This is a genomic window from Bradyrhizobium sp. SZCCHNRI2009, from assembly GCF_032485115.1.
Lineage (GTDB): Bacteria > Pseudomonadota > Alphaproteobacteria > Rhizobiales > Xanthobacteraceae > Bradyrhizobium.
Genome location: NZ_JAUEUH010000004.1, coordinates 325113 through 350661, shown reverse-complemented (window position 1 = coordinate 350661; position 25549 = coordinate 325113). Strand labels below are relative to the sequence as shown.

The following is a 25549-nucleotide window of genomic DNA, read 5'->3' as shown; positions in this document are numbered from 1 at the left end:
GAACGCGGGCGTCGACGTGGCACGCAGACATTCGGGAGAGGGCATGCTCAGGCGGTTCATGCCGCATATTCTGGTGGTCGTTGCGCTGCTGACGGTCGGCCTGTCGGGCGGCCACGAGTTGTTGAGCAACGCCCTCGTCGACCTGCGCTTACGCCTCGACAATCGCCCCGCCAGCGGCGAGATCGCGGTGGTCGCGATCGACCCGCGCTCGATCGAAGCCATCGGCGTCTGGCCGTGGCCGCGGACCCAGCATGCGCGCCTGCTGGAGCAGTTGCAGCGGGCCGGCGTCCGCGACGTCGCCTTCGACGTGGATTTCAGCACGCCGTCCGACGCGGCCGGCGATCAGGCCTTCCTGACCGCGCTCCAGAATGCCAAGAGCTCGGTCGTGCTGCCGACCTTCAGGCAGCTCGATGCGGCGGGGAAGGACACCGCCATTCACCTCAACCGGCCGCTGCCGCAGTTCGAGCAGCTCGCATGGTCGGCCTTCGTGAACATCGAAGTGGCGCGCGATGGCCGCGTCAGAAGCTACGCTTTCGGCGAATATAGCGAGACCGCCGGCGCGAAAACCTTCCTGCAATCCATGGGTGCGTTCCTCGCCGGCAGCGATGCTGTCAAGGACAGCTCTTTCCTGGTCGACTACGGCATCGATCTGTCGTCGCTGCCGCGGGTGTCGTATGTCGATGTCGTCCGCGGCGACGCGGCGGCGCTGTCCAGGCTCAAGGACAAGCGGGTGATCGTCGGCGCGACCGCCATCGAGCTCGGTGACTACTACAGCGTGCCGAACGGCCGCGTTCTGCCCGGCGTCATGCTGCAGGCGCTGGCGGCCGAGTCCATCATTCAGCACCGCACCCTGCTGTCGACGTCGACGACGGCCGCCGTAGGCGGCCTGCTGCTGATCGTCATCATCATGCTGGCGAGCTGGCGGCACCTCTCGGCGGCGCGGCGCGCACTGCTGATCGCCATGATCAGCGTCCTGATCGAGGCCGTGGCGCTGCTGCTGCACGACCGCTACGCCCTGGTGCTCGACACCTCGCTGCTGCAGATCGCGCTGGTCGCCTATCTCGCTGCCACGGCCCTCGACGAGATCGACTTCCGCGGCCTGCTGCGGCACGTCGCCGAGAGCCGTTTCGAGCGAATCGCGATGTCGATCGGCGACGGGCTGGTCTGTACCGACCGCGACCGGCGCATCACGGTGTGGAATCCGGGCGCTGTCGCGATCTTCGGCTACGGTGCCGACGAGATCATCGGCCAGCCCTTCGCGCGCCTGCGCGCCGACGGCAGCGATACGCATGACCTGTTTCCGCAGCAGGAGGCGGCGCTGCCGGCGACGTTGCTGCCCGGCGGAGCCACGATCGAGTTCGACGGCCGCCGCAAGGACGGCGAGGTGTTTCCGGTCGAGGCGAGCTTCTCCGCCTGGCAGGGCGCCGACGGCCTGCAATATGGCGTGATCCTGCGCGACGTCTCGGTGCGCAAGCGCAAGGCGGAGCGCATTCGTTACCTCGCCGAGCACGACACGCTGACCGGCCTGGTCAACCGCAACACGCTGCAGAGCGAGCTCGCCGCCATGATCGAGACCGCGGATGCCGCGGCCGACCAGGTCGCGCTGCTGGTGATCGGGCTCGATGCCTTCCAGCGCATCAACGACACGCTTGGCCATGCCTACGGCGACAGTGTCTTGCGCGCGGCGGCCGACCGGCTCCGCACCGAGATCGGCGGCATGGGCCGCGTCGCCCGGCTCAGCGGCGACGAGTTCGCCGTCGCCATTCCCTGCTCGGCCGTCGGCGGCACCGTGGCCGAGCTCGCCGATCATCTGTCGCATTTGTTCGAGGCGCCGCTGGACGCGGGCACGCGCCAGCAGCGCGTCAAGGTCACCCTCGGCATCGCGGTGCATCCCGAGGGCGGGCACTCGGCAGACGAGCTGCTCAGCAATGCCCACCTTGCCCTCTGTCGCGCCAAGATGGACCGGCGGGGCAGCCACGTGCTGTTCGAGAGCGCCATCCGCCACGAGCTCGAGCAGAGATTGACGCTGGAGGCCGAGCTTGCGCTCGCCGTCGAGCGGAACGAATTCGAGCTGTTCTACCAGCCGCAAGTGGAGCTGTTGAGCGGCCGCGTGATCGGCGCCGAGGCGCTGATCCGCTGGCGCCACCCGACGCGCGGCCTCGTGCCTCCCGGTGATTTCATTCCGGTCGTCAACACCTCGCATCTGTCCGAGGCGGTCGCGACCTGGGTCATGGCGACCGCCTGCCGGCAGGCGCGGGAGTGGCAGCTCGCCGGCCACGACATCCGCGTCGGCGTCAACCTCTCGCCGTCCCAGTTCCAGTCCGGCGACCTCGCGGCCTTCGTCAGCAAGCTGCTCACGTCGACCGGCCTGTCGCCGCGCCTGCTCGAGCTCGAAGTCACCGAGGACATCCTGCTGCACGACGAACCCGGCGTGCTGCAGACGTTCAACCGGCTGCAGGCGCTCGGCGTCAGCCTGGTGTTCGACGATTTCGGCACCGGCTATGCGAGCCTGAGCTACCTGAAGAAATTCCCGCTCGACGGCCTGAAGATCGACCGCTCCTTCGTGCGCGACGTGCTGACCCAGGCCGACGACGCGGCCATCGTCGGCTCGACGGTCAGCCTGAGCAAGCAGCTCGGGCTGTCCGTGATCGCCGAGGGCATCGAGAACGCGGCGACGGCCGAGTTCCTGCTCCGGCTCGGCTGCGAGCAGGGCCAAGGCTATCACTTCGGCAAGCCGATGCCGGCGGCGGATTTCACGCAGCGGTTCCTGCAGGTGGACGACGAGATGCGCCAAGCCGGCGCGGCGTGAGGCTCAGGTCTCACGCTCGAAGCTAACGCAGGTCAACCGCTCTCTCCGCCGTCATTCCGGGGCCCGCGCAGCGCGAGCCCGGAATCCATCGCCACAGGCGGTCGTTGGTGACAACGGCGCGCTGTTGCACGGACCTTGCTCCCTCGCAGGCGATCGGGGTTATGGATTCCGGGCTCGCGCTGCGCGCGCCCCGGAATGACGAGAGAGTGCAGGTGCACCTCGGCTTCTCGCCTCAGCCCGCGCCTAACGCCCTCACCCTTTCTTCCCGCCCTTGGCTTCGCTCTCGAGCGCCTTGCGCACCGCCTTGAACTCCTCGCGCGAGCCGGCATCGACGCGCGGGAAGTGCAGATCCAGGCTTTCCAGCGCGGCGACGATGGTCGAGCCGATGACGACACGGGCGAACCATTTGTGGTCGGCCGGAACGACGTGCCACGGCGCGTAGGGCGTCGAGGTGTGACGCACGATGTCCTGATAGACCGCCTGGTAGCGATGCCACTTCGCGCGCTCGGTGATGTCGCCCATCGAGAACTTCCAGTTCTTCGCCGGCTCCTCCAGCCGGTCGAGGAAGCGCGCGCGCTGCTCCTCCTTGGAGATGTTGAGGAAGAACTTCAGGATCACGGTGCCGTTGCGCGACAAGTAACGCTCGAAGGCGCAGATGTCCTCGAAGCGCTCGCGCCAGATGTTCTTGGTGACCAGCCTCGGCGGCAGCTTCTCGGCCTTGAGGATCTCCGGATGCACCCGCGTGACCAGGCATTCCTCGTAGTAGGAACGGTTGAAGATGCCGATGCGGCCACGCTCGGGGAGCGCGATGGCGCTGCGCCACATGAAGTCGTGGTCCAGCTCCTTGGAGGTCGGCTGCTTGAACGAGGTGACCTCGCAGCCCTGCGGATTGACGCCCTCGAAGATGCTCTTGATCGCGCTGTCCTTGCCGGAGGCGTCCATGCCCTGCAGCAGCACCAGCACTGACCAGCGGTCCTGTGCATAGAGCCTTTCCTGAAAATCGGCGAGCCGCGTCCGATTCTGCTCGATGATCGCCTCGCCCTCCTCCTTGGCGAGGCCGCCCTTGACCTTTGTCTTGTGCGATTTGAGGTGAAACTTGTGCCCGCCATCGATCCGGAACGGCGAGATGAAACCATCGAGCTCATCGGCCAGCGTGCGCGGTTTCTTGCTCATGAGGACGGCTCTCCTGGGCTGAATTGCGTTTCGAGGAAGGCGGTCACGAAGCGCGGCATCGCCGCAGTCAGATCATTCCGGCTTCGAACCAGCCGTATCGAGCAGAGTTCCGGCTCGTCCTGAGCCGCGAGGTTGGCCTCGATGCGGCGCTGCAGAGCCTCGCCCATGTCAGAGGCGTCGAGCACGCGCATCAGCGCGATCGACGCGCCGGTCACGACACAGTCCCAATGCGCCGCGGCCTGATAGTCCGATGGCGCGAGTCCCGTCTCCTCCTCGACCTCGCGCGCGACGTTGGCGGCGAGATCGAGCACGCCGTCGCTGACGTCGGCGAGATCCGGCGTGCCGGCGGGAAAATACAGCCGGCCGGCATTGGCGGTATGCGCGCCCATCTCGCCGAGCACGAAGGCGCCGTCGGCGGCACGCAGCGCGCCCATGCCGAAGCCGTTGAAGGCGGTGCGATCCGGAAAGCCCCAGTCGCGCCACGCCAGCAGGCTGGCGAAATCGGTCTCGAAATAGCTCGCGGTGAACCGGCTATCCGCGAAGCGCGGGTTGCGCCCGAGCAGCACGCGGCCGTTCCACAGCCCCGGCCTGGCGCGCTGGCATTCGGCGAAATGCGCCGCGATGTCGTCGCGGCGCTGTTTCGCGAACGGCCAGTCCCACGGCTCGACCTTGAGGTCGAGCGTGGTGACGCGGTGGATGACGACGTCCGTCATCCGCTATTTCGCCCCCTTCGCCTGCTCAACGAACTTGTTGGTGAAGGTCTTGCTGACGTCGACATTGGCCTTGGCGACATCGGGCGAGCCGGTGCTGAACACGGCGAGCACGGCGTCGGCGCCCTTCGGATCCATCTTGCCGGTCTGCGAGTACATCGGGATGGTGTTCTTGAGCGCCGCGAGATACAGCGCCTTGTCCTTGCCGACGAGTTCCTCCGGCATCTTCGCCATGATTTCCTCCGGCGTGTGCGAATGGATCCAGCCCAGCGTCGCCACGATGGCGTTGGTCAGCGCCTGCGTCTCCTTGTCATGGCCGGCGATCCAGGCCGCGGTCGAATACAGCGCGCCGCCGGGATACTCGCCGCCGAACACCTCCAGCGTGTCGTGCTGGGTGCGGGTATCGCTGAGGATCTTGAGGTCCGGATGCTTGCCCTGCAGCACGGTGACCGAGGGATCGAGCATGACGGCCGCATCGATCTGGCCCTGCTCCATCGCGGCCACCGCGGTGGCGCCGAGACCGACGCCGATCACCGCGGTGCCCGACGGATCGAGGCCGTTCTTTTTCAGCATGTACTTCAGGAAGAAGTCGGTCGAGGAGCCCGGCGCGCTGACGCCGACCTTCTTGCCGGCGAGATCCTTGACCGAGCTGATCTCCTTGTTGTGCGACGGCGCCACCACCAGCACGAGACCGGGATAGCGGTCGTAGACGACGAAGGACTGCATCTCCTGCTTCTTGGCCGCGAGATTGACGCAGTGATCGAAATAGCCGGAGACGACGTCGGCGCTGCCGCCGAGCACGGCCTTCAGCGCATCCGAGCCGCCCTTGAGGTCGACCAGCTCGACCTCGAGCCCGGCCTTCTCGTATTCGCCGAGCTGCTTGGCCAGCACGGTCGGCAGATAGCACAGGCAGGCGCCGCCCCCGATTGCGATCGTGACCTTGGTGGCAGCGCTGGCGAGACCAGTGCTCAACGTCAGCGCCAGCAGCGCGCCGGTGACCCGGCCGATGATCTTGTTCATGCGTTTCCTCCGTTCATGTTGTCGATCAGGTTGGGCATGTCGGCGTAGATTGAGAAGGCCGCCCAAAACTCCGCTGTCGTCCCTGCGAAAGCAGGGACCCATACCGCGTGATGTTCCGGTTGGAAAAGACTGGTCGTCCCGCGTGCCACAAACGCCGCCCTGTGGTTATGGGTCCCCGCTTTCGCGGGGACGACAGCGGCGGGTGGCGCAGCAGCCCGGCCATCATCGGCCCTCGGCGGCGTCAGGCCGCCACACCAGCAGCCGCCGCTCCACAAGCGTGACGCAGATGTCGATCAGGATGACGAATGCCGACAGCACGAACATGCCGGCGAAGACGCCGGCGACGTCGAAGATGCCTTCGGCCTGCTGGATCAGATAGCCGAGGCCGGCCGCGGAGCCGAGATATTCGCCGACGACAGCGCCGACGACGGCGAAGCCGACCGACGTGTGCAGCGACGAGAACATCCACGACAGCGCCGACGGCCAATAGACGTGGCGCATAAGTTGCCGCTCGCTCATGCCGAGCATGCGGGCGTTGTCGCGCACCACGGTCGAGACCTCCTTCACGCCCTGATAGACGTTGAAGAACACGATGAAGAACACCAAGGTCACGCCGAGCGCGACCTTGGACCAGATGCCGAGCCCCAGCCACAGCGTGAAGATCGGCGCCAGCACCACGCGCGGCAGCGCATTGGCCATCTTGACGTAGGGATCGAACACGGCGGCGACCAGCGGCTTGCGCGCGAACCAGAAGCCGACCAGCACGCCGCCGAGCGAGCCGATCGCGAACGCCAGGATCGACTCCCACAAGGTGATCGCGAGATGCTTCCAGATGGCCCCAGTGGCGAACCATTTGATCACCTGCGCGAACACGTCGACCGGGTTCGAGAAGAAGAACGGCGGAAGCCAGATGCGCCCGAACACGGGCACGCTGGCGAGCAGTTGCCACAGCGCAATCGCGACGACCGCGACCAGCAATTGCAGCGCGAGCAGACCGAGACGCGACATTACGCTACTCCGCGCCCGTGGTGACAGAGACAAAGCGCGAGCCGCGCACGCCGCTCCGCTCCCTCCCCCCTTGTGGAGGAGGGAGTGCACTGTCCAAGTGGAAACAGCGAGGCTCTCATGATCGAACGAGTCACTGCTCCCATCACACCGCCTCCGCCTGCTTGTAGGTCTTCTCGACCTCCGCCTTCAGCGTCTGCCAGATCTCGCGGTGCAGCTCGTGGAACTCGTGCTTCATGCGCACCTCGAAGATGTCGCGCGGACGCGGCAGGGTCACGCGCCAGTCGCCGATGATGCGCGAGGCCGGGCCGGCCGACATGATGACGACGCGGTCGGCGAGCGCGATCGCCTCCTCGAGATCGTGGGTCACGAACAGCACCGCCTTGCGGTCGGCATTCCAGAGATCGAGCAGCAGATTGCCCATGATCTGCCGCGTCTGCGCGTCCAGTGGCCCGAACGGCTCGTCCATCAGGATGATGCGCGGATTGCGGATCAGCACCTGGGCGAGGCCCACGCGCTTGCGCTGGCCGCCCGACAGCATGTGCGGATAGCGGTTGCCGAATGCGCCGAGGCCGACCGAGGTCAGCCATTGCTGCGCCTTGGCGGCTGCATCCTTCGACGGCGTGCCCGCGACCTCGAGCCCGATCGCGACGTTCTCCAGCGCGGTCTTCCATGGGAACAGCGCGTCGGCCTGGAACAGGTAGCCGGCGTCGCGATTGAGGCCGGCCAGAGGCTGGCCGAAGATGCGCACATGGCCGGCGGCCGGCTTCAGCAGTCCCGCCGCCACGTTGAGAAGGGTGGATTTGCCGCAACCGGTCGGCCCGACGATGGCGACGAACTCGCCATCGGCGACGCTGAGATCCGCCGTCTCGACGGCGGTGTAGGTGCGTCCGCCGGCGAGACGGAATGCCACCGTCGTTCGCTCCAGCGCGACCGCGGCGGCCGTGGGCATCGTCACGTCCAAGTTCCTCCCCCGAGAATGGCCGGGACGGCTTAGCCGCTTGCGCGGCGAAGTTCAACGCGGCGGCCGGACGTGCTAGGTCGTCTGACTGAGCCCAAGGCCAACCTTAAGGCCAACCCTAAGGCCAACATTCCGCAAGGCCGCATGCCGCGCACGCCGTTCATCGTCTACACCAACGTCCGCAAGAGTTTCCCCGGCCCGGCAGGCGCCGTGACCGCGGTCGACGGCGTCTCGCTGGAGATCGCCGAGGGTGAGTTCCTGGCGATCGTGGGCGGCTCCGGCTCGGGCAAGACCACATTGCTGCGGCTCACCAACCGCCTGATCGAGCTGGACGGCGGCGCGATCCGGATTGCTGGCGACGATATCGCCGGCCTCGATCCTGTCAGCCTGCGTCGCCGGGTTGGCACCGTGTTCCAGAACGGGGCGCTGTTTCCGCACATGACGGTTGCCGCCAATATCGGCATCACCCCCAGGCTGCTGGGTACGCCCGCGAACGAGATCGCCGCCCGTGTCGACGAGCTGCTCGACCTCGTGCGGCTCGACCGCAAGGCGCATCGCGACCGGCTGCCGCACGAGCTCTCGGGCGGCCAGCGCCAGCGCGTCGGCGTCGCCCGCGCGCTCGCGGCGCGGCCGAAGATCGTGCTGATGGACGAGCCGTTCGGCGCGCTCGATCCGCTGACGCGTGATGCGCTCGGCAGCGACTACCGCGCCCTGCATGAGCAGTTCGCGCTGACCACGATCATGATCACGCACGACATCACCGAGGCGCTGCTGCTCGCCGATCGCATCGCGGTGATGCGCGGCGGACGCCTGATCGAGATCGGCACGCCGGCCGAGCTCGCGGCCAGCCGCGATCCCTACGTGACGGAGCTGATGACGACGCCGCGCCGGCAGGCGGCGCGGCTGGCCGCGCTGCTGCCCGAAAGCGGCACAGCATGAGCGCACTGTCCGATCCACGCTTCACCGAGGCGCTGTCGCATCTCACGGATTATCTCGGCAGCCATCTGCGCGTGAGCCTCGCCGCGCTGGCGCTCGGCCTTGCCGTGAGCTTTCCGCTGGCGCTGCTCGCGCGCAATCGCCCTGCCCTGCGCAATCTGCTGCTCGGCGTCGCCAGCGTGGTGCAGACGGTGCCGGGACTGGCGCTGCTGGCGCTGTTCTATCCGCTGCTCCTGGCGCTGACGGCACTCACCTTGCGCTGGTTCGGGCTCTCGTTCTCGGCCTTCGGCTTCCTGCCGGCCATGCTGGCGCTGGCGCTGTATTCGATGCTGCCGGTGCTGCGCAATACCATCACCGGGCTGAACGGCGTCGACGCAAGCCTGATCGAGGCCGCCAAAGGCGTCGGGATGACCGAGCGCCAGGCGCTGACGATGGTGGAGCTGCCGCTGGCGCTGCCGGTGATCATGGCCGGCATCCGCACCGCTGCGGTGTGGGTGATCGGCACCGCGACCTTGTCGACGCCGATCGGCCAGACCTCGCTCGGCAACTACATCTTTGCAGGTTTGCAGACCCAGAACTGGGTGCTGGTCGTGTTCGGCTGCATTGCCGCCGCCGTGCTGGCGCTTGCCATCGATCAGTTGCTGGCGCTGATCGAGGATGGCCTGCGCAGGCGCAGCCGCGCCCGTGTCGGGCTTGGCACCGCAACCATCGCGCTCATGGTCGGCGCGAGTCTCCTGCCCTCGCTGGCCGGCGGCTCGGCACGCTACGTGATCGGCGCCAAGACGTTTACCGAGCAATATGTGCTGTCGGCCTTGATCAGCGAGCGGCTGCAGGCAGCCGGTCTCTCGGCGACGACACGCGCCGGGCTTGGCTCCAGCGTGATCTATGAGGCACTGAAGAACGGCGACATCGACGCCTACGTCGATTACTCCGGCACGCTGTGGACCAACCAGTTTCGCCACAAGGAGCAGTTGCCGCGCGCCGCGCTGCTCGATGCACTGAAGCAGGATCTCGCCAAGGACAAGGTCACCCTTCTCGGCGAGCTCGGCTTCGAGAATGCCTACGCGCTGGTGATGCCGCGCAAGACGGCCGAGGCGCTCGGCATAAGCTCGATCGCCGACCTCGCGCGCCACGCCAGCGACATGTCGATCGCCGGCGACTACGAGTTCTTCTCGCGCCCGGAATGGGCGGCCCTGCGCGACGCCCATGGCCTCGCCTTCCGCGCCCAGCGCCAGATGCAGCCCGACTTCATGTATGCCGCGGCCGCCTCCGGCGAGGTCGACGTCATCGCCGGCTACACCAGCGACGGCCTGATCGCGAAATATGATCTCGTCGTGCTCGACGATCCCAAGCAGGCGATCCCGCCTTACGACGCGATCCTGCTGCTGTCGCCGAAGCGTGCCGAGGACCGCGCGTTGCAGGATGCGTTACGACCGCTGCTCGGCCGCATCGACATCGCGACCATGCAGCAGGCCAATCTGCGCGCCTCCGGCAGTGACGCGGAGTCCTCGCCGCCGGCGGTGGCGCGCTGGCTGTGGAGCAAGATGTCGAAGTAAGCCCTGCCTTTGCGGTACGTCATTGCGAGGCGCGTAGCGCCGAAGCAATCAAGAGTCCCTGCGGAGCCCTGGATTGCTTCGCTTCGCTCGCAATGGCGGCGGTGGTTGGCGCAACGACCGCCGCACCAATCAGCTGGGCACGCTTACATCCCCGGCTCGATCGGCTTCTCCACCGCGCCGCCATTGTCGGCCCAGTCCTTGAAGCCGCCCACGTTGAACACCTTGTCGTAGCCGAGGTCTTTCAGCGCCTTGCCCGCCAGCGCGGCGCGGCCACCGGAGGCGCAATACAGGATCACGGTCTTGTCCTTGCTGAAAATCTTGTCGTGATAGGGCGAGTCCGGATCAGCGCGGAATTCGAGCATGCCGCGCGAGACGTGGTGGGCGCCTTCGATCTTGCCGGTCTTCTCGATCTCCGGCGCATCGCGCACGTCGAGGACGAGCGTGTTGCCCTTGGCGATCATCGCCTGCGCCTCAGCCGGCGCGATCTTGAGGACCACCGCGTTGGCGGCGGCCATCAGTTCCTTGACGGATGTAGACATGTCGAACCTCTCGCTTACACGGAGCGCACGGGGTAGCCCAACGCGGCCGTCCCGACAATCCTCCCATGGAATGACGGATCGATCGCAATCCCGTGAAGCCACCGACCCGTCGCGGGCGGTGAGAGTCTAGAGCCCCCGGATCAGCTCGGCGTCGATCAGCATGCGGTTGAACCGGCGCGCCTCGGCGCCGTCGCCGCAGGCGTAGAACACGCCCTTGCAGCGGAGCATGATGTCCTTCTGCTCGGCGAAGGACGGATCGAGCGGAATGCCGGCCGCCTCCAAGGTGACCAGCGGCAGATAGGCGGCGTCGATCCGGTCCATCACGACCGCGCTCTGGCGCGGCTCGAAGTTGACGGCATCGACGGCGTAATAGGTCTGATAATAGCGCGGATCGTAGCTTTCGAGCTTCTCGCCGATGCCGGCCTCGTCGAGCTTGGGATCGAGAATGTGCGGCGAGAATTCCGGCTGGTGATCGCCATAGCGCACGATCAGGAACGGCTGGTCGCCGAAGCGCTTCTTCAGGCTGGCGAGGAAGCGCTGATAGTCCGTCGCGCTCATCGCCTGGCGGCGCAGATACTCATCGATCGAAGGCAGATTGCCCGGCGCTCGCCAGGACGGCGTCAGGTCGGGCCGGAACGTCGTCTCCCACGGGAAATGGTTGGCGGCGAGATAGACGAACATGAACAGCGGCTTTCCGCGCGGCCGGTGCTGCATCAGATCGAGCGCGGCATCGTAGAAGAAGCCGTCGGGCTCGACGCCCTTGGCGCCGAGATCGCGCGCGTCGAGGAAGCGGTCGACGCCGACCGTGGTCTGGAAGCTGCGCGCGCTCATGAAGGCGCCCTGCGCGGGATAGAGCGACACCGTGTCGTAGCCGCAATTGCGCAGCGCCAGCGGCAGGCCGCGCTCGACCCGGCCGGACGCGATCCGGGTCACGAAATAGGCGAAGCGGCCGAACGAGCGCGACGACAGGCCGGCGAGCACGTTGTACTCGGTGAACCAGCTCGGTCCGCCATTGCTCTCGGCCATGAACTGCCGCGCCTTGCCGTCGAACGACTTGAAATGGCTGCCATAGCCCGCTGGTACCTTGATGCCTGGCGCCGAGCGGATGTCGAAGCTGGATTCGTCGTGGATCAGCACGATGTTCGGCCGGCGCGCGGCCGGATGACAGGAATCCGGGACGAAGGCAGCCAGACTTCGATCAGCCGTGCCGTCGGATTCCATGAAGCCGTTGGCGAGGAAGTCCGACACCGCCGTGACGCCGGAGCGGGCGAATTTCGACAGATAGCCGTCGTCATAATAGCCGCGCCAGGCCTCGTCGCGCCAGTTGAGCGAATACAGCGTGAGCGCCGCGAGGCAGGCGAGCTTGCCGGCCAGCGCCGGCAGCCGCGCGATCCGGAACGGATCCGCCCACCACAGCAGCCCCATCAGCGGCAGCACGACGGCGGCCGCCACCAGCACCGACAGCTTCAGGTTCGGGAAGATCGTGAACAGGAACGCCGCGCTGTCGTGGTCGATCAGCATCACGTCGACGAAGTTCGCCGTCATCTGGACCACGGCGTGCTTGAGCTGCGACAGCAGCACCAGCACCACGACCATGGTCAGCGCCAACGCGCCGGACACCGCGGGCCGCCGCAGCAGCACCAGCCAGAAGCAGTTCAGGATGCCCCAGGCCAGCACGAAGCCGAGCCGCGAGCCGAAATCGGTCTCGGTGTGCAGCATCAGGGCCAGCGCCGCGACATGCGGCGCGGCGACGGCGGACAGCCGGACCGCCGCGGAGCGCGTTGCGCTCGCCGCGGCGAGCGTGGTGATCGGTTGGTCGTTCGGGGTCAGTGACATCAGGCGATCGAAAGCAGGCGCCCTTCGTCGGCGCATGCCGACAGATCAAGGAAGGCTATCCTGTCATCCGACCGTAATGAAATCGTCACAAATCACAACAGCCCGGATTTGCACGGAGGGCGACGTGTCGTCTCGCGCCGCGACGAGAGGTGGCATCACTGCCGTCCTCGCGTACCGATCCTCGCCCTTTTTCAATTCTGGGGGCCGGTCTCGAGCAGCCGCTCGCGCACCAGACGCACCGCGCCGCGGCTCCAGGAATAATTGGCGCCGAGGCGCAATCCGCTGTCACCGGCGACGACGAGCGTCCCACTGTCGGCCTGGCGGACACGAAAGCCGATGATGTATTCGGTGCGGCCGATCCGTCTCACGATGCCGAGCAGCGATTGCTGGGCGCCGAGCGCGCGGGCCGCCCGCGCCTCGCAATCGTCGCACTCACGCACCGGCTGCCCCGGCTTGATCTCGCCGGCCGCGTCCACCAGGCGATAGCGCCCGGACTGCGCCAGCAGCTGCCGCACCGCGTCGGTCGCCTCCCGCAGCCCCTTCTGGTCGGATTCGGTCTCGCCGAGCGCGGCGCCCGCGCTGGTGTCGTCGAGCTCGAACGGCAGCAGCGCCAGCCGGATCGGCTCCGGCGGCGCCAGTGCGTCACGGACCTGGCGCGAGACGAACATCTCGGCGCGCTGCCAGGCCTCGTCACTGTCGCCGCGGAAGGTGAAGATCTTGTCGAACAGAACCCGATGGGAGGTGACGTCGATGGCCGATGCGCGCGTCCACTGCACCAGGGTGGAGAGCTTCTGGACTCCGCCGGTGATCACGACGGTGGCGCCGGCCGCGGCCGCCATCTGCAGCCGGGCCTCCGGGGACGCATCGGTCGGGCAGGACGGTGCGCAGGACGGGCTGACCGGCCGCAGCCGCGCGTCGGCGGCGACGTCGCGGCGGAGCGCGGCGATGAATGCATCCAGCCGCCGCTGATGCGCGGCGGTCTGATCGACCGGCTCGCCGGACGTGTCGAGATAGCTGAAATCGTCGACCAGCACGGCCGGGACATCGCCGGAGGCGGCGCGGACCGGGCCGGCCGCGAAAGCAAGCGCGAGAACGAGACAACGGACGACGCGACGGTTCGACATGGGATCCCCCTGCAACGATGTCTTGCGGTCGGAAGCTAGACGCCGCCGTGCCATCGCCGCAGCGGCCACGGTCCCGGCGCGGCACGGGAAAAATTCACGACCGCACCGTCCACCGGGCCGCGGCGCTTTTGGCCCGGACGGTTCTGCCGTTAAATGCCGGCCGGCTGGGCTGTCATGGACACACCGAAGATGTGGACCCGCTACGACCTCAAATACCGCCTGACCCTGCGCATCTCGGTGGTCTCGGCGCTGTGCTTCGCGGCGATCTGCGCCTATGTGCTGTTCGACATCGACCGCTCGGTGCATGTGCGCAATGAGCGGATCGCCGAGATCACGGCCCGGACGCTGCAATTGCAGCAAAGCAAGATGCATTGGGTCGCCAGTCCGCCGGCCGGCTTTCCCGACCTCGATGCGGTCGCGGCGGCGGCGATGCGACCGGGCCTGTGCATCGCCTATCGCGGCGTCGACGGCGTGATCGTGCAGCGCATCTGCGGCGGCGCCGAGGCGCAGGCGGACGATCCGCCCCGCGCCTTCGCGATGCTGTATCGGCGGCTGTTCGATCCGGGCCGCGAAGCGGCACGGCCGGTCAGGTTTCGCGACGAAACGACGGGCGATGCCGTCGTCTGGATCGACGCCGGCGTCATGACCGCGGACGCCTGGCGCGAGCTCAGCCGGCTGCTGCCGGTGCTCGGGACGGCGCTGGTGCTGCTGTGCGCGCTGGCCTACGCCGCGCTGGCCCGCGCGCTGCGCCCCACCCGGCTGATCCGCGCCGGGCTGGAGCGGATCGCCGCCAACGATCTGTCGGCGCGGCTGCCGCCGTTCGACCTCGCCGAGCTCTCGGCGATCCGCGCTGCCTTCAACCAGCTCGCCGAGGGGCTGGAGACGGCGCTGGCCCAGCGCGGCGAATTGACCCGGCGCCTGATCGCCTTGGAGGACGACGAGCGCCGCCACCTGGCGCGCGAGCTGCATGACGAATTCGGCCAGTCGCTGGCGGCGATCCGGGCGCTCGCGGCATCGATCCGTCACAGCGCGGCGCAGGATTGCCCCGCTCTGGTCGGCGAATGCGACGGCATCGCGCGCACCGCGAGCGACATGATGGAGCAATTGCGCGGCGCGCTGATGCGGCTGCGCCCGCCTGATGTCGACGAGCTCGGCCTCGCCGGCAGCCTGGAGGGCCTCGTCGCCGGCTGGAACAGGCGCCAGCACGGCCGCACCGTTTTCGAGATCAGCCTGTCGGGCGACGTCGACCGACTGCCGGGCATCATCGCCACCAACATCTACCGCATCGCGCAGGAGGCGCTCACTAATGCCGTCAAGCACGCCGGAGCGACGCGCGTGCGGTTGCAGTTGACGCTTCAGGACGGGCCGGTCAGCGCGACCGTGCTCACGGTCGAAGACGACGGTCTTGCCGGCGAAGCTCCCGACAAGCCGGGCCTGGGCCTGCTCGGCATGGGCGAGCGCGTCGCCTCCATGGGGGGCCAGATGAGCTTCGCCGCCACCTCCGGCGGCGCGCGCCTCCACGTCGAGATTCCGGTCCCGGCCCTCTCGCCTGCGCCGACCCAGCCGGAAACGGCATGTGCGGCATGACGACGCCCGCCGGCACCATCCTGCTGGTCGACGACCATGCCGTGGTCCGCGAGGGCTACAGGTCGATGCTGCAGAAGCAGCCGGGGCTGCGCGTGGTAGCCGAAGCCGCCGATGGCGCCGAAGCCTACCGGCTGTTCAAGGAGGTCAGGCCCGATCTCGTCATCATGGACCTGACCATGCCGGGCGTCGGCGGCATCGAGGGCATCCGCCGCATCCGGCAATGGGATCGCGGCGCGCGCATCCTCGTCTTCACCATGCATGAGAATGCCGGCTTCGCGGTGCAGGCGATCCGCGCCGGCGCCCGCGGCTATGTCACCAAGAGCAGCCCGCCGGAGACGCTCGTGCGCGCCGTCATGGACGTGCTCGCAGGCCGCATCGCGATCAGCCCCGACATCGATCACGAGCTCGCGCTCAGCCGCCTCGCCGGCGAGCGCGCGGCCGCCGACGTCCTGTCCGCGCGCGAGTTCGAGGTGATGCAGATGCTGCTCGCCGAACGCACCACCGACGAGATCGCGTCAGCGTTGCATCTCAGCCCGAAGACGGTCGCCAACCTGCACTCGCTGATCAAGGACAAGCTCGGCGTGGCCAGCGACATCGAGCTGGTGCGGCTGGCGCTGCGGCAGGGCCTGCTGACCTGAGCCCGCAGGGCTTACATCCCCGCAAGGATTGTCAGGAGTCGCCAGCGTTGCCCTGCGGCGTCGCTGCCGCTTCCGGCGCCGTGACCGGATCGTCGATCAGGTGAAACGCGCGCCCGAGCCGGCGCTGCACGCTCATCACGGCGCGGTCGACGTCGCTGATCAGGCTGTCGCCGAGAACGACGTGCGGGATCTCCCAGTTGCGGCCGCTGCGCACGTCGAGCGCATGAACGGCCGGCACACGTGCCGTCTCGCAGCCCGGCTGCGCGCGAAGTTCCTCCTCGACCAGGCGGGTCAGCTCCGCCTGGGTCTTGCCGATGGTCGTCATCGCCGGCATCAGGGCCTGATCGCGGGCATCAGGCCGAGCCGCTTGGCGATGATGCGATCGACGGTCCGTTTCGGAAGCACCCGCACGATCCATTGCCTCATGGCATCGGGCGCGATCTCGTAGCGCACCTTGGGCGCCGGCAAGGTCAAGGCGTCGGCCACCCGCGCGGCGATGGTCTCGGCCGGCAGCCCGGACTGGCCGAGATGCAGCATGAAGGCGCGGATCTTCTGCAGCGCCGGGAAGAACGGCGAGGCCTGATACGGCGACAGGTCGACTTCGTCGGCCTTGGCCCAGATCGGCGTCTTCACCGCGCCCGGCGCGATGACGATGACGTCGATCCCGAACAGCATCAGCTCACGGCGCAGGCTCTCGGACAGCCCTTCGATCGCATGCTTGGAGGTCGAATAGGGCGCCATCAGCGGGTTGCCGTTGCGGCCCGCGACTGAGCCGATCATCACGATCCGGCCGCGCTCTCCCGTCATGGCTGGATCGGCCCCGAGCAGCGGCGCGAACGCCTGGGTCGCGATGACCGGGCCGATGACGTTGACCTCCATCTGATGGCGGAACTGCGCGATCGGCAGCTCCGTCACGGGACCGGCGACGGCGATGCCGGCATTGTTGACGAGACCGGCGAGCGTCTCGCCCTTGAGCGCCGCTCGCACCTCGCCGGCGGCCGCCTTCACCGCCGCCTCGTCGGTCACGTCGAACAGCAGCGGCATGAAGTTGGCGCCGAGCTCGCCGCGCAGACGGTCTGCGTCGGCCTGCTTGCGAACGCTGCCGAACACGCGAAAGCCGCGCGCGAGCAGGAGCTTCGAACAGGCGAACCCGATGCCGGTGGATGCGCCGGTGATGACGACGGATTTCATGGTGACCTCAACGATTTGCGCGGCGATTATCGCACGAGATGCGGCAGGATGCTGGCGCTGATTTTTCGCGCGAGGTCATCGCCCGCCGAGCCTGTCCCGGAACATCGGGTGACGCCACGCATCGCACGGCGCGTCGGCAAAATGGCCGCGGCAAGAATGGGATTTAAGTTTCAAGGCTTGGGAGGATGACAGCTGACGTGAGATCGAGGGCAGCGAGCAAATTGGATGAAGGAAGGTTTGTGACCTTATGGGATCATTAACCTTTCCGCTTCGCTGGCCTGTCGTCGCCGCGTCTGCGGGGAGGTCTTCGCACCTCGTTCCATCGCCTGTCCGGCGAATCTCCGGAAGACCGGGCTCCAGCCCGTCATCCCCCTATATGTATCGCCTTAATTTTCCGTATCCGTGTTTCTCCGGAGTACTACGCCTTCGGCCCCTAACGCATTGTTATCGCCCGTGCCGAAAACTGCTCAGGCCGAAAGCCTTGCAGCGGATCACAATCGCGTTGCTGTCGCTCCGGCAATCCGGGACAAACGAGCGCGATCGTGTCACAGCCAGAACAGCTTCCGCCTTCAGAAGACTCCATCATCACCGAACTCGAAGAGGCCGTCCGCAGCGGCACCTCGGCGAAGCGCGTCAACACGCTGCGCCAAGTCACCAACCTGTTCCTGCATGACGGCGAACGCCTCAGCGAGGACCAGATCAAGGTATTCGACAACGTGCTGTGCATGCTGGTCTCGCGGGTCGAGACCCGCGCGCGGGCCGAGCTCAGCAAGCATCTCGCGCCGGTCGACTACGCGCCCGTCGAATTGATCCAGCAGCTCGCCCGCGACGACGAGATCTCGGTGGCCGAGAACGTGCTGATGCACTCGAGCCGGCTCACCGAGCATACGCTGGTGGAGGTCGCGGCGACCAAGGGCCAGGATCACCTGATGGCGATCTCCAGCCGTCCGCATCTGACCGAGGCGGTGACCGACATCATCGTCGACCGCGGCGAGCGCCGGGTGATCCGCAAGCTCGCCAACAACCAGACCGCGCGCTTCTCCGAGTCCGGCTATTCCGGGATGATGGCGCATGCCGAGGACGACGACGAATTGTCCGAGATCATCGGGCTGCGCGTCGACCTGCCCACCAAGCACCTGCGCGACCTCCTGCGCCGCGCGACCGAAGCCGTGCGCGCCAGGCTGATGGCCTCGGCGCCGCCGGCGTTGCAACAGGAGATCAAGAAGATCCTCAAGGCGATCGCCGACGTTGCGCGCAGCGACGGCGGCCTGGTCGGGCGCGACTTCACGCTTGCCGAAGAGGCCGTCAAGCGCATGAAGGGGCTGAACGAGCTCAACGATGCCGCCATCGCCTTTTTCGCCGAGACCCGCCGCTTCGGCGAGGTTTCCGCCGCACTCGGCCTGCTCAACAACGTCCCGACCGAGATGATGGCCAAGGTGCTCGAAGGCCCGCGCACCGACATCGTGCTGATCCCTTGCCGTGCCGCCGGGCTGGCCTGGTCGGTGGTGGCGAAAATCCTGACCCACCGGCCGATCAAGCACGCCATCGACAGCGACACGCTCAAGCTCGCGGAACGCGACTACGGCCGCCTGTCGCTCGACACCGCCCAGCGCACGCTGCGATTCTGGATGGTGCACAACAAGGTCGAGAAGTGAGCGGGTGCTCACAAGACGCAATCCTCATCAGCAACGACTCGCGCTCCGCTGTCGTCCCTGCGAACGCAGGGACCCATACCGCGTGATGTGAATTGGCGGAAAATGTCTTGTCGTCGTCCTTCGCCACACGACCGCCGGTGGCTATGGGTCCCTGCGTTCGCAGGGACGACGGCTATGGTTGTCGCAGGCGGCCGGGCATCACCAAGCCGACCGGCCAGCGTTATCGCCAGGAGATCGCCGGGCGCCGGATTGACTTTGGTGCGCCCGCACTCCTACGGTGATCGCGACGGTGCCCCTCGACCGGGGCTCAAAAGGGAATGCGGTGCCGGATGCGTCTCGCAAGGGACGTGACCGAAGGCCGCAGCTGCCCCCGCAACTGTAAGCGGCGAATCTCGCGTCAAAGGCCACTGGGAAATCTCGGTCCCGGGAAGGCGACGTGGAGGTGACGACCCGCGAGCCAGGAGACCTGCCGTCAGCCGTGGTCACACGCGAGGATGCCGGTCGGGGCGTTATTGGCATCGTTTTCAGGCAGGCCTGCAAAGGGCTGCATGAGACCTCGTTCGCGGTGACGTGCCACTGACGTCATGCCGAGGTCCCTCGTGTCTCCCGTTCCCCATGCCAGGCGCAGTCGCGCCCTTCTGTCGTCGTTCTGCGTCCTCTCGTCATTCGCCCTGCTCGGCCCCTCGCCCACAGCAGCGCAGCAATCCGCCTCCCCCGACCTTCTGCCCCCGGTTGAGGTCGACCCGCCGCGCGAGCCGATCGCTCAGAAACCAGCCATCCCCCGCAGAACCGGCAACGCCGCGCATCAGCAGGTGCCGGCGGCAAAGCCGGCCGCGCCAGCCGGAACCCCTGTCGCCGTCAGCCCGACCGGCGTCGTCACGCCAGTGGCCCACGTCGCGAATGCGATCACCGTGATGACCGACAAGGACATCGCCGGGCAGCAGGCCCGCACGGTGCCGGACATCCTGAGCACGATCCCCGGATTGAACGTGGTGCAGGCCGGCGGCCCGGGCGGCCAGACCAACGTCTTCATGCGCGGCACCAACGCCAATCACACCAAGCTCTTCATCGACGGCATCGACGTCGGCGATGTCACCAACGGCAATGGCGCGTTCGATTTCGCGCATCTGCTCGCCGCCGACATCCAGCAGTTCGAGGTGCTGCGCGGGCCGCAGAGCGGGCTCTACGGCTCGGATGCGATCGGCGGGGTGATCTCGGTGATCACGCGCAAGGGCGAGGGCCCGGCGCGCGCGACCGCCTCGGTCGAGAGCGGCTCGTTCAAGACCTTCAACCAGTCAGCCGGCGTCAGCGGCTCACAAAACAATATCAACTACGCGATCAATGTCGCGCATCTGCACGCCGGCGACGTTCCGGTGACCCCGTGGCAGCTGCTGCCTGCGGGGCAGAAGGCCATCGGCAATGCCTACGACAACGTCACCGCCTCGGCCAAGCTGGGCGTCGACCTCAACGAGGCCTGGACGCTGAACTCGGTGATTCGATACACCGACGCGACGCTGCTGTTCACCGGCGACAGCGGCTTTCCGAGCTTTCCCGACGCTATCAGGAGCAACCACACCGTCCACCAGCTTGCGACACGCCAGGAAGCCGTGTGGTCGCTGCTCGGCGGCCGCATCCGGAACTACTTCGGCGTCAACTATGTGAACGACCGGTCGTCCGACCTGACGGCTGGCAACCCGGTGGCGGCGGTCGCGACCGGCGAGCGCATCAAGTATGACTGGCACGCGGTGACCGAGCTGGCGCCGCATAACAATCTCGTCGTCGGCCTGGAGCCGCAGACCGAGCGGCTGAAGACCGCCGACCTCTCGGCCGAGAATGGCAACAAGGCCGGCTTCGTCGAGCTGCAGACCGAGTTCGTGAAGCGCTGGTTCGTGGTGGCGAGCCTGCGCAACGACGTCAACGACCAGTTCGGCGACCATGGCACCTACCGGATCGCGCCGGCGGTGATCCTGCCGGTGACCGAGACCAAGCTGAAGGCGAGCTACGGCACCGGCTTCAAGGCACCGACCCTGAGCCAGTTGCACCAGGATTTTCCGGCGTTCAACTTCTTCGCCAATCCCAACCTCCGGCCGGAGCAGAGCACCGGCTACGACGCCGGCTTCGAGCAGCCGCTGTTCGACGATCGTCTCCGCTTCGGCGCGACCTACTTCCACAACAGCATCACCGACTTGATCAATTTCAACGCGACCTTCACCTCCTACGCCAATGTCGGCCTCGCCACCACCGAAGGCACCGAGAGCTTCGTGACCGCTGATCTCACCGACCGGATCTCGCTGCGTGCGGACTACACGTTCACCCGCGCGGTCGATGCGGCCACCGGCCTGCAGCTGTTGCGGCGGCCGAAGGAGAAATGGAGCGCCACCGCGACATGGGCGCCGATCGATGCGCTGACGCTGTCAGCGACGCTGCTGCACATCGGCGACTGGCTCGACGTCAGCCGCGACGGCATGACCACCGGCCTCGTCGCGCCCGGCTATACGGTCGTCAACCTGCGCAGCGACTACGCGCTGTCCGATCAGGTCAAGCTGTTCGGCCGGATCGACAACCTCTTCAACCATCACTACCAGAACCCGACCGGATTCCTCGCGCCGGGCTTCGGCGTGTTCGGCGGCATCCGGGTGGCGAGCTTCGGCGTGCAGTGACGCCGCCGACCAACCTCCCGGCGGCTGACAGAAGCTGCCGAAATGGACTACAATCGCAACAGAAGGAGATGTTCCATGACTCTCGACGTCCTCGCCCGGTCTGGTACCGAGGCTCGCCTCGCGCCCGTTCCGCAACGGCATGCCGCTGCGTTCTGCTTCGCGCTGCTGACAGGGGCCTGCGCGCTGGCGAGCTTCGTGTTCGCCTGCGCGACGCCGTTTGCGGCCTTCGCCGTGATCGCCGCCGCCATGCTGCCGCTGCGCGCGGCGCTGCCGGTGATGCTCGGCGCCTGGCTGGTCAACCAGGGCATCGGCTTCGGCGCGCTGCACTATCCGGTCGATGCCAACACGCTGGCCTGGGGCGCCATGATCGGCGTGGCGGCGCTCAGCGCCACCGTTGTGGCCCGCATGGCCCTGGCGACCTTGCGCACAGCACCAGCGACGGTCGCGCTTGCCGTCGCGCTCCCCAGTGCCTACGCCGCCTATGAGCTGGTGCTGCTGGCCGCCACGCCCGCACTCGGCGGCGCCGCGAGCTTCGCGCTCCCGATCGTCGCCCGCCTCGGCCTGACCAGCGCCGCCTGGCTGGTCGGCCTCGTCGCCATCAGCGAGATCGTCCGCCTGCTGACGCCGGTGGCGTCGCGCCGCGCGGCGTCCTGAACGCGCCGGCGGACCTTCAACGACCCCAAACAAAAACGGCGGGCCTCTGCCCGCCGTTTTCATTTCTCGGTTTCGCCGCAAGACCTCAGTTCTTCGACTTGTCGACCAGCGCGCCCTTCTTGATCCAGGGCATCATGTCGCGCAGGCGGGCGCCGACTTCCTCGATCGGGTGCTGGGCAAGCTTGGCGCGGGTCGCCTTGAACGAGGTCTGGTTGACCTTGTTCTCCAGCATCCAGTCGCGCGCGAAGCGGCCTGACTGGATGTCGTCGAGCACGCGCTTCATCTCGGCCTTGGTTTCCGGCGTGATGATGCGCGGCCCGGTGACGTACTCGCCGTATTCGGCGGTGTTGGAGATCGAGTAGTTCATGTTGGCGATGCCGCCTTCATAGATCAGGTCGACGATCAGCTTGACCTCGTGCAGGCACTCGAAATAGGCCATCTCCGGCGCGTAGCCGGCCTCGGTCAGCGTCTCGTAGCCGGCCTTGATCAGCTCGACCAGGCCGCCGCACAGCACCGCCTGTTCGCCGAACAGGTCGGTCTCGCACTCTTCCTTGAACGTGGTCTCGATGATGCCGGCGCGGCCGCCGCCGATCGCCGAGGCGTAGGACAGGCCGAGGTCATGGGCATTGCCCGAGGAGTCCTTGGCGATCGCGATCAGGCAGGGCACGCCGCCGCCGCGCTGGTACTCCGAGCGGACGGTATGGCCGGGGCCCTTCGGCGCGATCATCAGCACGTCGAGATCGGCGCGCGGATCGAGCAGGTTGAAGTGGACGTTGAGGCCGTGCGCGAACACCAGCGCGGCGCCCTGCTTCATGTTGTCGTGCAGGTGCTCGCGGTAGATGTCGCCCTGCAGCTCGTCCGGGGTCAGCATCATCACGAGGTCGGCCCACTTCGCGGCCTCGGCGACTTCCATCACCTTGAAGCCGGCGCCTTCGGCCTTCTTGGCGGAGGCCGAGCCCTTGCGCAGCGCGATCGCGACGTCCTTGACGCCGGAATCCTTCAGGTTGAGCGCGTGGGCGTGGCCCTGGCTGCCATAGCCGACGATGACGACCTTCTTGCCCTTGATCAGGTTCAGATCGGCGTCGCGATCGTAGTAGACACGCATTGTCGTTTCCTCTTTGAGATGGCCGGAATTGGCTGGAAAGTCAGACGCTTGGGTGAGGCACGGGCGGCTGCGCCCGGACGAAATCCGGCCCGTGTCTAGAGCATTTTGGCCCTGCTTGGAAACCCCGATCTCGCATGGCGGCAGTCTCCCTCATGCGTCCATGAACACGGGATAGAGCGAGGCCAGGAGCAGCACCGCCATCAGGATGTTGAAGGCGCGGACCGCGCGCTCGGAGCTGAGCAGCGGCCGCAGCGCGGTGCCGAATAAGGTCCAGGTGATGGTCGAGGCGACCGCCATCACGAAGCTGATCGCGACCTGCAGCGCCACGTTGGCCGGAAAGCTGGCGATCGCGGCATAGGCGGTGATGGTGCTGATCACCATCACCCAGCCCTTGGCGTTGACCCATTGGAACAGCGCCGCGCCCCAGAACGACATCGGGCCGCGCGGCTTGGCGTCGTCAGGCTCGGCCGATCCTGACAAGGCGATGGCGACCGCGAGGTAGATCAGATAGGCCGCGCCGAGGTATTTCAGCACGTCCTGCAGCAGGGGATAGCGGATGAACACCGTCGCGAGGCCGAAGCCGACCGCGCCGACCATGAAGGCGAAGCCGAAGCTGACGCCCATCATGTGCGGCACCGTGCGGCGGAAGCCATGGGTCACGCCCGACGACAGCAGCATGATGTTGTTCGGCCCGGGCGTGAACGCCATCACGAAGGCGAAGGTGACAAAGGCGATGAGGAGCTGCTGGGACATCTAATGAGCTCCTGCCACACGACGACTTTTCAACCTCCCCTGGAGGGGGAGGGTCGCCCCACATCGTGCGAAGCAACGATGTGAGGCGGGGTGGGGTGATCTCTCCACGCGCGAGCTTTTGCGGCGGCCCACCCCACCCCGATCGCGCATTGCATGCGCGATCGACCCTCCCCCTCCAGGGGAGGGTGGCAGCGTGGCCACCTCACCGTCGTACAAGAACATCAGCGCCTAGCCCTGCCCCGCCGGCTTCTGCAGCACATACGTCGCGTGCATCGGCGCATGGTAGTCGGCGGAGACCGTGACGAAGCCAACCTCGGCCAGCATGCGCTCCATCACCCAGGCGAAGGTCGAGTTCTCGTCGCGCATGTGGGTGATGACGCTGTCGCGGGCGAGGTCGTGGTTCTTGATGTTGAAATCCGCCCACTGCTCGACCGAGCGCTCGGCGCCGTCGGGCATGCTGACATAGACGATGTCGCGCAGGAAGAACTGCGCGCCCGGCTTCAGCGCCGCGAAGATCCGCGCCAGCGCCACCGCCTTCCAGAAGTCCGGCAGATGATGCAGCGTGAACTCGCTGGCGATCAGGTCATACGAGTTCGGCTCATAGGCGAACGACAGCAGCCCCGCCGAATGCATCCGCACCGCGGTACGGCGGTCGCGGGTGTAGATCCGGGTCAGCGCCAGCATCGCCGGCGAGATGTCGATGGCGTCGACGACGGCGCCCAGCAGCGCCGCCTCGGTCGCCAGCACGCCGTTGCCGCAGCCGATGTCGGCCACCCGCCAGCCCGGCTTGACGCCGAGCATCTTCAGAGCAGCGCGCGCGCGCTCGTCGGCATCATCGCCCGAGCCGTAGATCGAGGCGACGGCATGATCGAGCCCGATCCGGTTGCGTTCGTTATAGTACCAGTCGCGCGCCAGCATGGCTCACATCCCTTCCGATCCCCGCCCGATCGCCGCAATGCCGGTCCTGGCGACTTCCACCAGGCCGAGCGGACGCATCAGATCGATGAATTGCGTGATCTTGTCGGTGTTGCCTGTGATCTCGAACACGAAGCTTTCCGTCGTGGCGTCGATCACCCGGGCGCGGAACGCATCCGCCAGCCGCAGCGCCTCGACCCGCGGCTCGCCGGTGCCGCGCACCTTGACCATCGCGAGTTCGCGCTCGATCGCGCGCTTGGTCAGCGTCATGTCGACGACGCGGTAGACCGGGATCATGCGGTCGAGCTGGTGCTTGATCTGCTGGATCACCATCGGCGTGCCGGTGGTGACGATGGTAATGCGCGACAGATGCTTCTGGCTCTCGGTCTCGGAGACGGTGAGGCTCTCGATGTTGTAGCCCCGGCCCGAGAACAGGCCGATGACGCGCGCGAGCACGCCCGGCTCGTTCTGCACCAGCACCGCCAGCGTGTGCGTCTCGTTCGGATCGTGACGGTCTTCGAGGAAATAGGCTGACGCTGGCTGGTTCATTGGTGTCCCCGTGATAGTTCAACCGTCATGGCCGGGCATAGCAGTCTGCCTTGCGCAGACTGCGTAAACTTGTCTGCGCTCCCAGCCCTCCACGTCGAGCGTCGAGCGCGCGGTTCGTGGATGCCTGGGCCTTCGCCGCGCCGAAGCGGCTTCGGCCGCGCAGGCGGGTCAAG

22 protein-coding genes and 1 riboswitch are annotated in these 25549 nt (G+C 67.1%); of the genes, 8 read left to right on the top strand and 14 right to left on the bottom strand.

Annotation, left to right across the window (positions count from 1 at the left end):
• Positions 1-43 precede the first annotated feature (43 nt).
• Positions 44-2809, top strand: a complete 2766-nt coding sequence (locus QX041_RS16730) for an EAL domain-containing protein (RefSeq protein WP_316165998.1) — start codon at positions 44-46, stop codon at positions 2807-2809.
• 252 nt (positions 2810-3061) lie between these two features.
• On the opposite strand, the gene QX041_RS16725 is transcribed toward QX041_RS16730, so the two are convergent.
• The 5 genes from QX041_RS16725 to QX041_RS16705 all read right to left on the bottom strand — a co-directional run bounded on the left by QX041_RS16725 (position 3062) and on the right by QX041_RS16705 (position 7669).
• The gene (locus QX041_RS16725) at positions 3062-3982 is read right to left on the bottom strand and encodes a polyphosphate kinase 2 family protein (RefSeq protein ID WP_315713323.1); all 921 of its coding nucleotides are present in this window, start codon (positions 3980-3982) and stop codon (positions 3062-3064) included.
• Positions 3979-4695, bottom strand: a complete 717-nt coding sequence (locus tag QX041_RS16720; protein WP_315713325.1) for an NUDIX hydrolase — start codon at positions 4693-4695, stop codon at positions 3979-3981. Before QX041_RS16720 ends, QX041_RS16725 begins: the two co-directional genes overlap by 4 nt.
• 3 nt (positions 4696-4698) lie before the next feature.
• Entirely contained in the window at positions 4699-5712 is a 1014-nt protein-coding gene (locus QX041_RS16715) for an ABC transporter substrate-binding protein (RefSeq protein ID WP_315769076.1), read from the bottom strand.
• Between the two features lie 222 nt (positions 5713-5934).
• Positions 5935-6720 (bottom strand): ABC transporter permease, encoded by a 786-nt coding sequence (locus QX041_RS16710; protein ID WP_315713329.1) that lies wholly within the window; start codon positions 6718-6720, stop codon positions 5935-5937.
• Between the two features lie 142 nt (positions 6721-6862).
• Positions 6863-7669 carry an ABC transporter ATP-binding protein gene (locus QX041_RS16705; protein WP_409997663.1) on the bottom strand — a complete coding sequence of 269 codons (807 nt, stop codon included), beginning with the start codon at positions 7667-7669 and terminating at the stop codon, positions 6863-6865.
• A gap of 153 nt (positions 7670-7822) precedes the next feature.
• Here QX041_RS16705 and QX041_RS16700 point away from each other — a divergent pair, with 153 nt between their 5' ends.
• Both QX041_RS16700 and QX041_RS16695 read left to right on the top strand, forming a co-directional pair.
• Positions 7823-8617: an ATP-binding cassette domain-containing protein gene (locus tag QX041_RS16700; protein WP_315713649.1), complete on the top strand. Its 795-nt coding sequence runs from the start codon at positions 7823-7825 to the stop codon at positions 8615-8617.
• Complete coding sequence (locus QX041_RS16695; RefSeq protein WP_316165996.1) at positions 8614-10170, top strand: ABC transporter permease/substrate-binding protein; 1557 nt, start codon at positions 8614-8616, stop codon at positions 10168-10170. The genes QX041_RS16700 and QX041_RS16695 overlap by 4 nt, the downstream gene beginning before the upstream one ends.
• Before the next feature lie 143 nt (positions 10171-10313).
• Here QX041_RS16695 and QX041_RS16690 read toward each other — a convergent pair whose 3' ends face one another.
• The 3 genes from QX041_RS16690 to QX041_RS16680 all read right to left on the bottom strand — a co-directional run bounded on the left by QX041_RS16690 (position 10314) and on the right by QX041_RS16680 (position 13669).
• Positions 10314-10709 (bottom strand): rhodanese-like domain-containing protein, encoded by a 396-nt coding sequence (locus tag QX041_RS16690; RefSeq protein ID WP_316165994.1) that lies wholly within the window; start codon positions 10707-10709, stop codon positions 10314-10316.
• Positions 10710-10835: 126 nt separating this feature from the next.
• Positions 10836-12545, bottom strand: coding sequence for a sulfatase-like hydrolase/transferase (locus QX041_RS16685; RefSeq protein WP_315713333.1), 1710 nt, complete (start codon positions 12543-12545; stop codon positions 10836-10838).
• Positions 12546-12736: 191 nt separating this feature from the next.
• On the bottom strand, positions 12737-13669 hold the full coding sequence (locus QX041_RS16680; protein WP_316165993.1) for a DUF2380 domain-containing protein: 933 nt from the start codon (positions 13667-13669) through the stop codon (positions 12737-12739).
• Between the two features lie 189 nt (positions 13670-13858).
• Here QX041_RS16680 and QX041_RS16675 point away from each other — a divergent pair, with 189 nt between their 5' ends.
• The gene (locus QX041_RS16675; protein WP_316166190.1) at positions 13859-15256 is read left to right on the top strand and encodes a sensor histidine kinase; all 1398 of its coding nucleotides are present in this window, start codon (positions 13859-13861) and stop codon (positions 15254-15256) included.
• Positions 15253-15894: a response regulator transcription factor gene (locus tag QX041_RS16670; protein WP_315713335.1), complete on the top strand. Its 642-nt coding sequence runs from the start codon at positions 15253-15255 to the stop codon at positions 15892-15894. The genes QX041_RS16675 and QX041_RS16670 overlap by 4 nt, the downstream gene beginning before the upstream one ends.
• A gap of 31 nt (positions 15895-15925) precedes the next feature.
• Here QX041_RS16670 and QX041_RS16665 read toward each other — a convergent pair whose 3' ends face one another.
• Positions 15926-16228 carry a hypothetical protein gene (locus QX041_RS16665; protein ID WP_315825236.1) on the bottom strand — a complete coding sequence of 101 codons (303 nt, stop codon included), beginning with the start codon at positions 16226-16228 and terminating at the stop codon, positions 15926-15928.
• Entirely contained in the window at positions 16228-17085 is an 858-nt protein-coding gene (locus tag QX041_RS16660; protein WP_316165991.1) for an SDR family oxidoreductase, read from the bottom strand. The genes QX041_RS16665 and QX041_RS16660 overlap by 1 nt, the downstream gene beginning before the upstream one ends.
• Before the next feature lie 542 nt (positions 17086-17627).
• Here QX041_RS16660 and QX041_RS16655 point away from each other — a divergent pair.
• From QX041_RS16655 to QX041_RS16645, 3 genes are all read left to right on the top strand, one after another.
• Positions 17628-18740, top strand: a complete 1113-nt coding sequence (locus QX041_RS16655; RefSeq protein ID WP_315752746.1) for a DUF2336 domain-containing protein — start codon at positions 17628-17630, stop codon at positions 18738-18740.
• Between the two features lie 270 nt (positions 18741-19010).
• Positions 19011-19229: riboswitch (cobalamin riboswitch) on the top strand.
• A 110-nt stretch (positions 19230-19339) separates the two neighbouring features.
• Entirely contained in the window at positions 19340-21400 is a 2061-nt protein-coding gene (locus QX041_RS16650) for a TonB-dependent receptor plug domain-containing protein (protein ID WP_316165990.1), read from the top strand.
• 75 nt (positions 21401-21475) lie between these two features.
• Positions 21476-22054 (top strand): hypothetical protein, encoded by a 579-nt coding sequence (locus tag QX041_RS16645; protein WP_315769095.1) that lies wholly within the window; start codon positions 21476-21478, stop codon positions 22052-22054.
• A gap of 85 nt (positions 22055-22139) precedes the next feature.
• On the opposite strand, the gene ilvC is transcribed toward QX041_RS16645, so the two are convergent.
• The 4 genes from ilvC to ilvN form a co-directional block, all read right to left on the bottom strand.
• Positions 22140-23159 (bottom strand): ketol-acid reductoisomerase, encoded by a 1020-nt coding sequence (gene ilvC / locus QX041_RS16640; RefSeq protein WP_315713342.1) that lies wholly within the window; start codon positions 23157-23159, stop codon positions 22140-22142.
• Positions 23160-23309: 150 nt separating this feature from the next.
• Complete coding sequence (locus tag QX041_RS16635) at positions 23310-23912, bottom strand: LysE family translocator (RefSeq protein ID WP_315713343.1); 603 nt, start codon at positions 23910-23912, stop codon at positions 23310-23312.
• Between the two features lie 228 nt (positions 23913-24140).
• The gene (locus QX041_RS16630) at positions 24141-24830 is read right to left on the bottom strand and encodes a class I SAM-dependent methyltransferase (RefSeq protein ID WP_315752743.1); all 690 of its coding nucleotides are present in this window, start codon (positions 24828-24830) and stop codon (positions 24141-24143) included.
• 3 nt (positions 24831-24833) lie between these two features.
• The gene (ilvN, locus tag QX041_RS16625; protein WP_315713345.1) at positions 24834-25376 is read right to left on the bottom strand and encodes an acetolactate synthase small subunit; all 543 of its coding nucleotides are present in this window, start codon (positions 25374-25376) and stop codon (positions 24834-24836) included.
• Between the last annotated feature and the right edge of the window lie 173 nt (positions 25377-25549).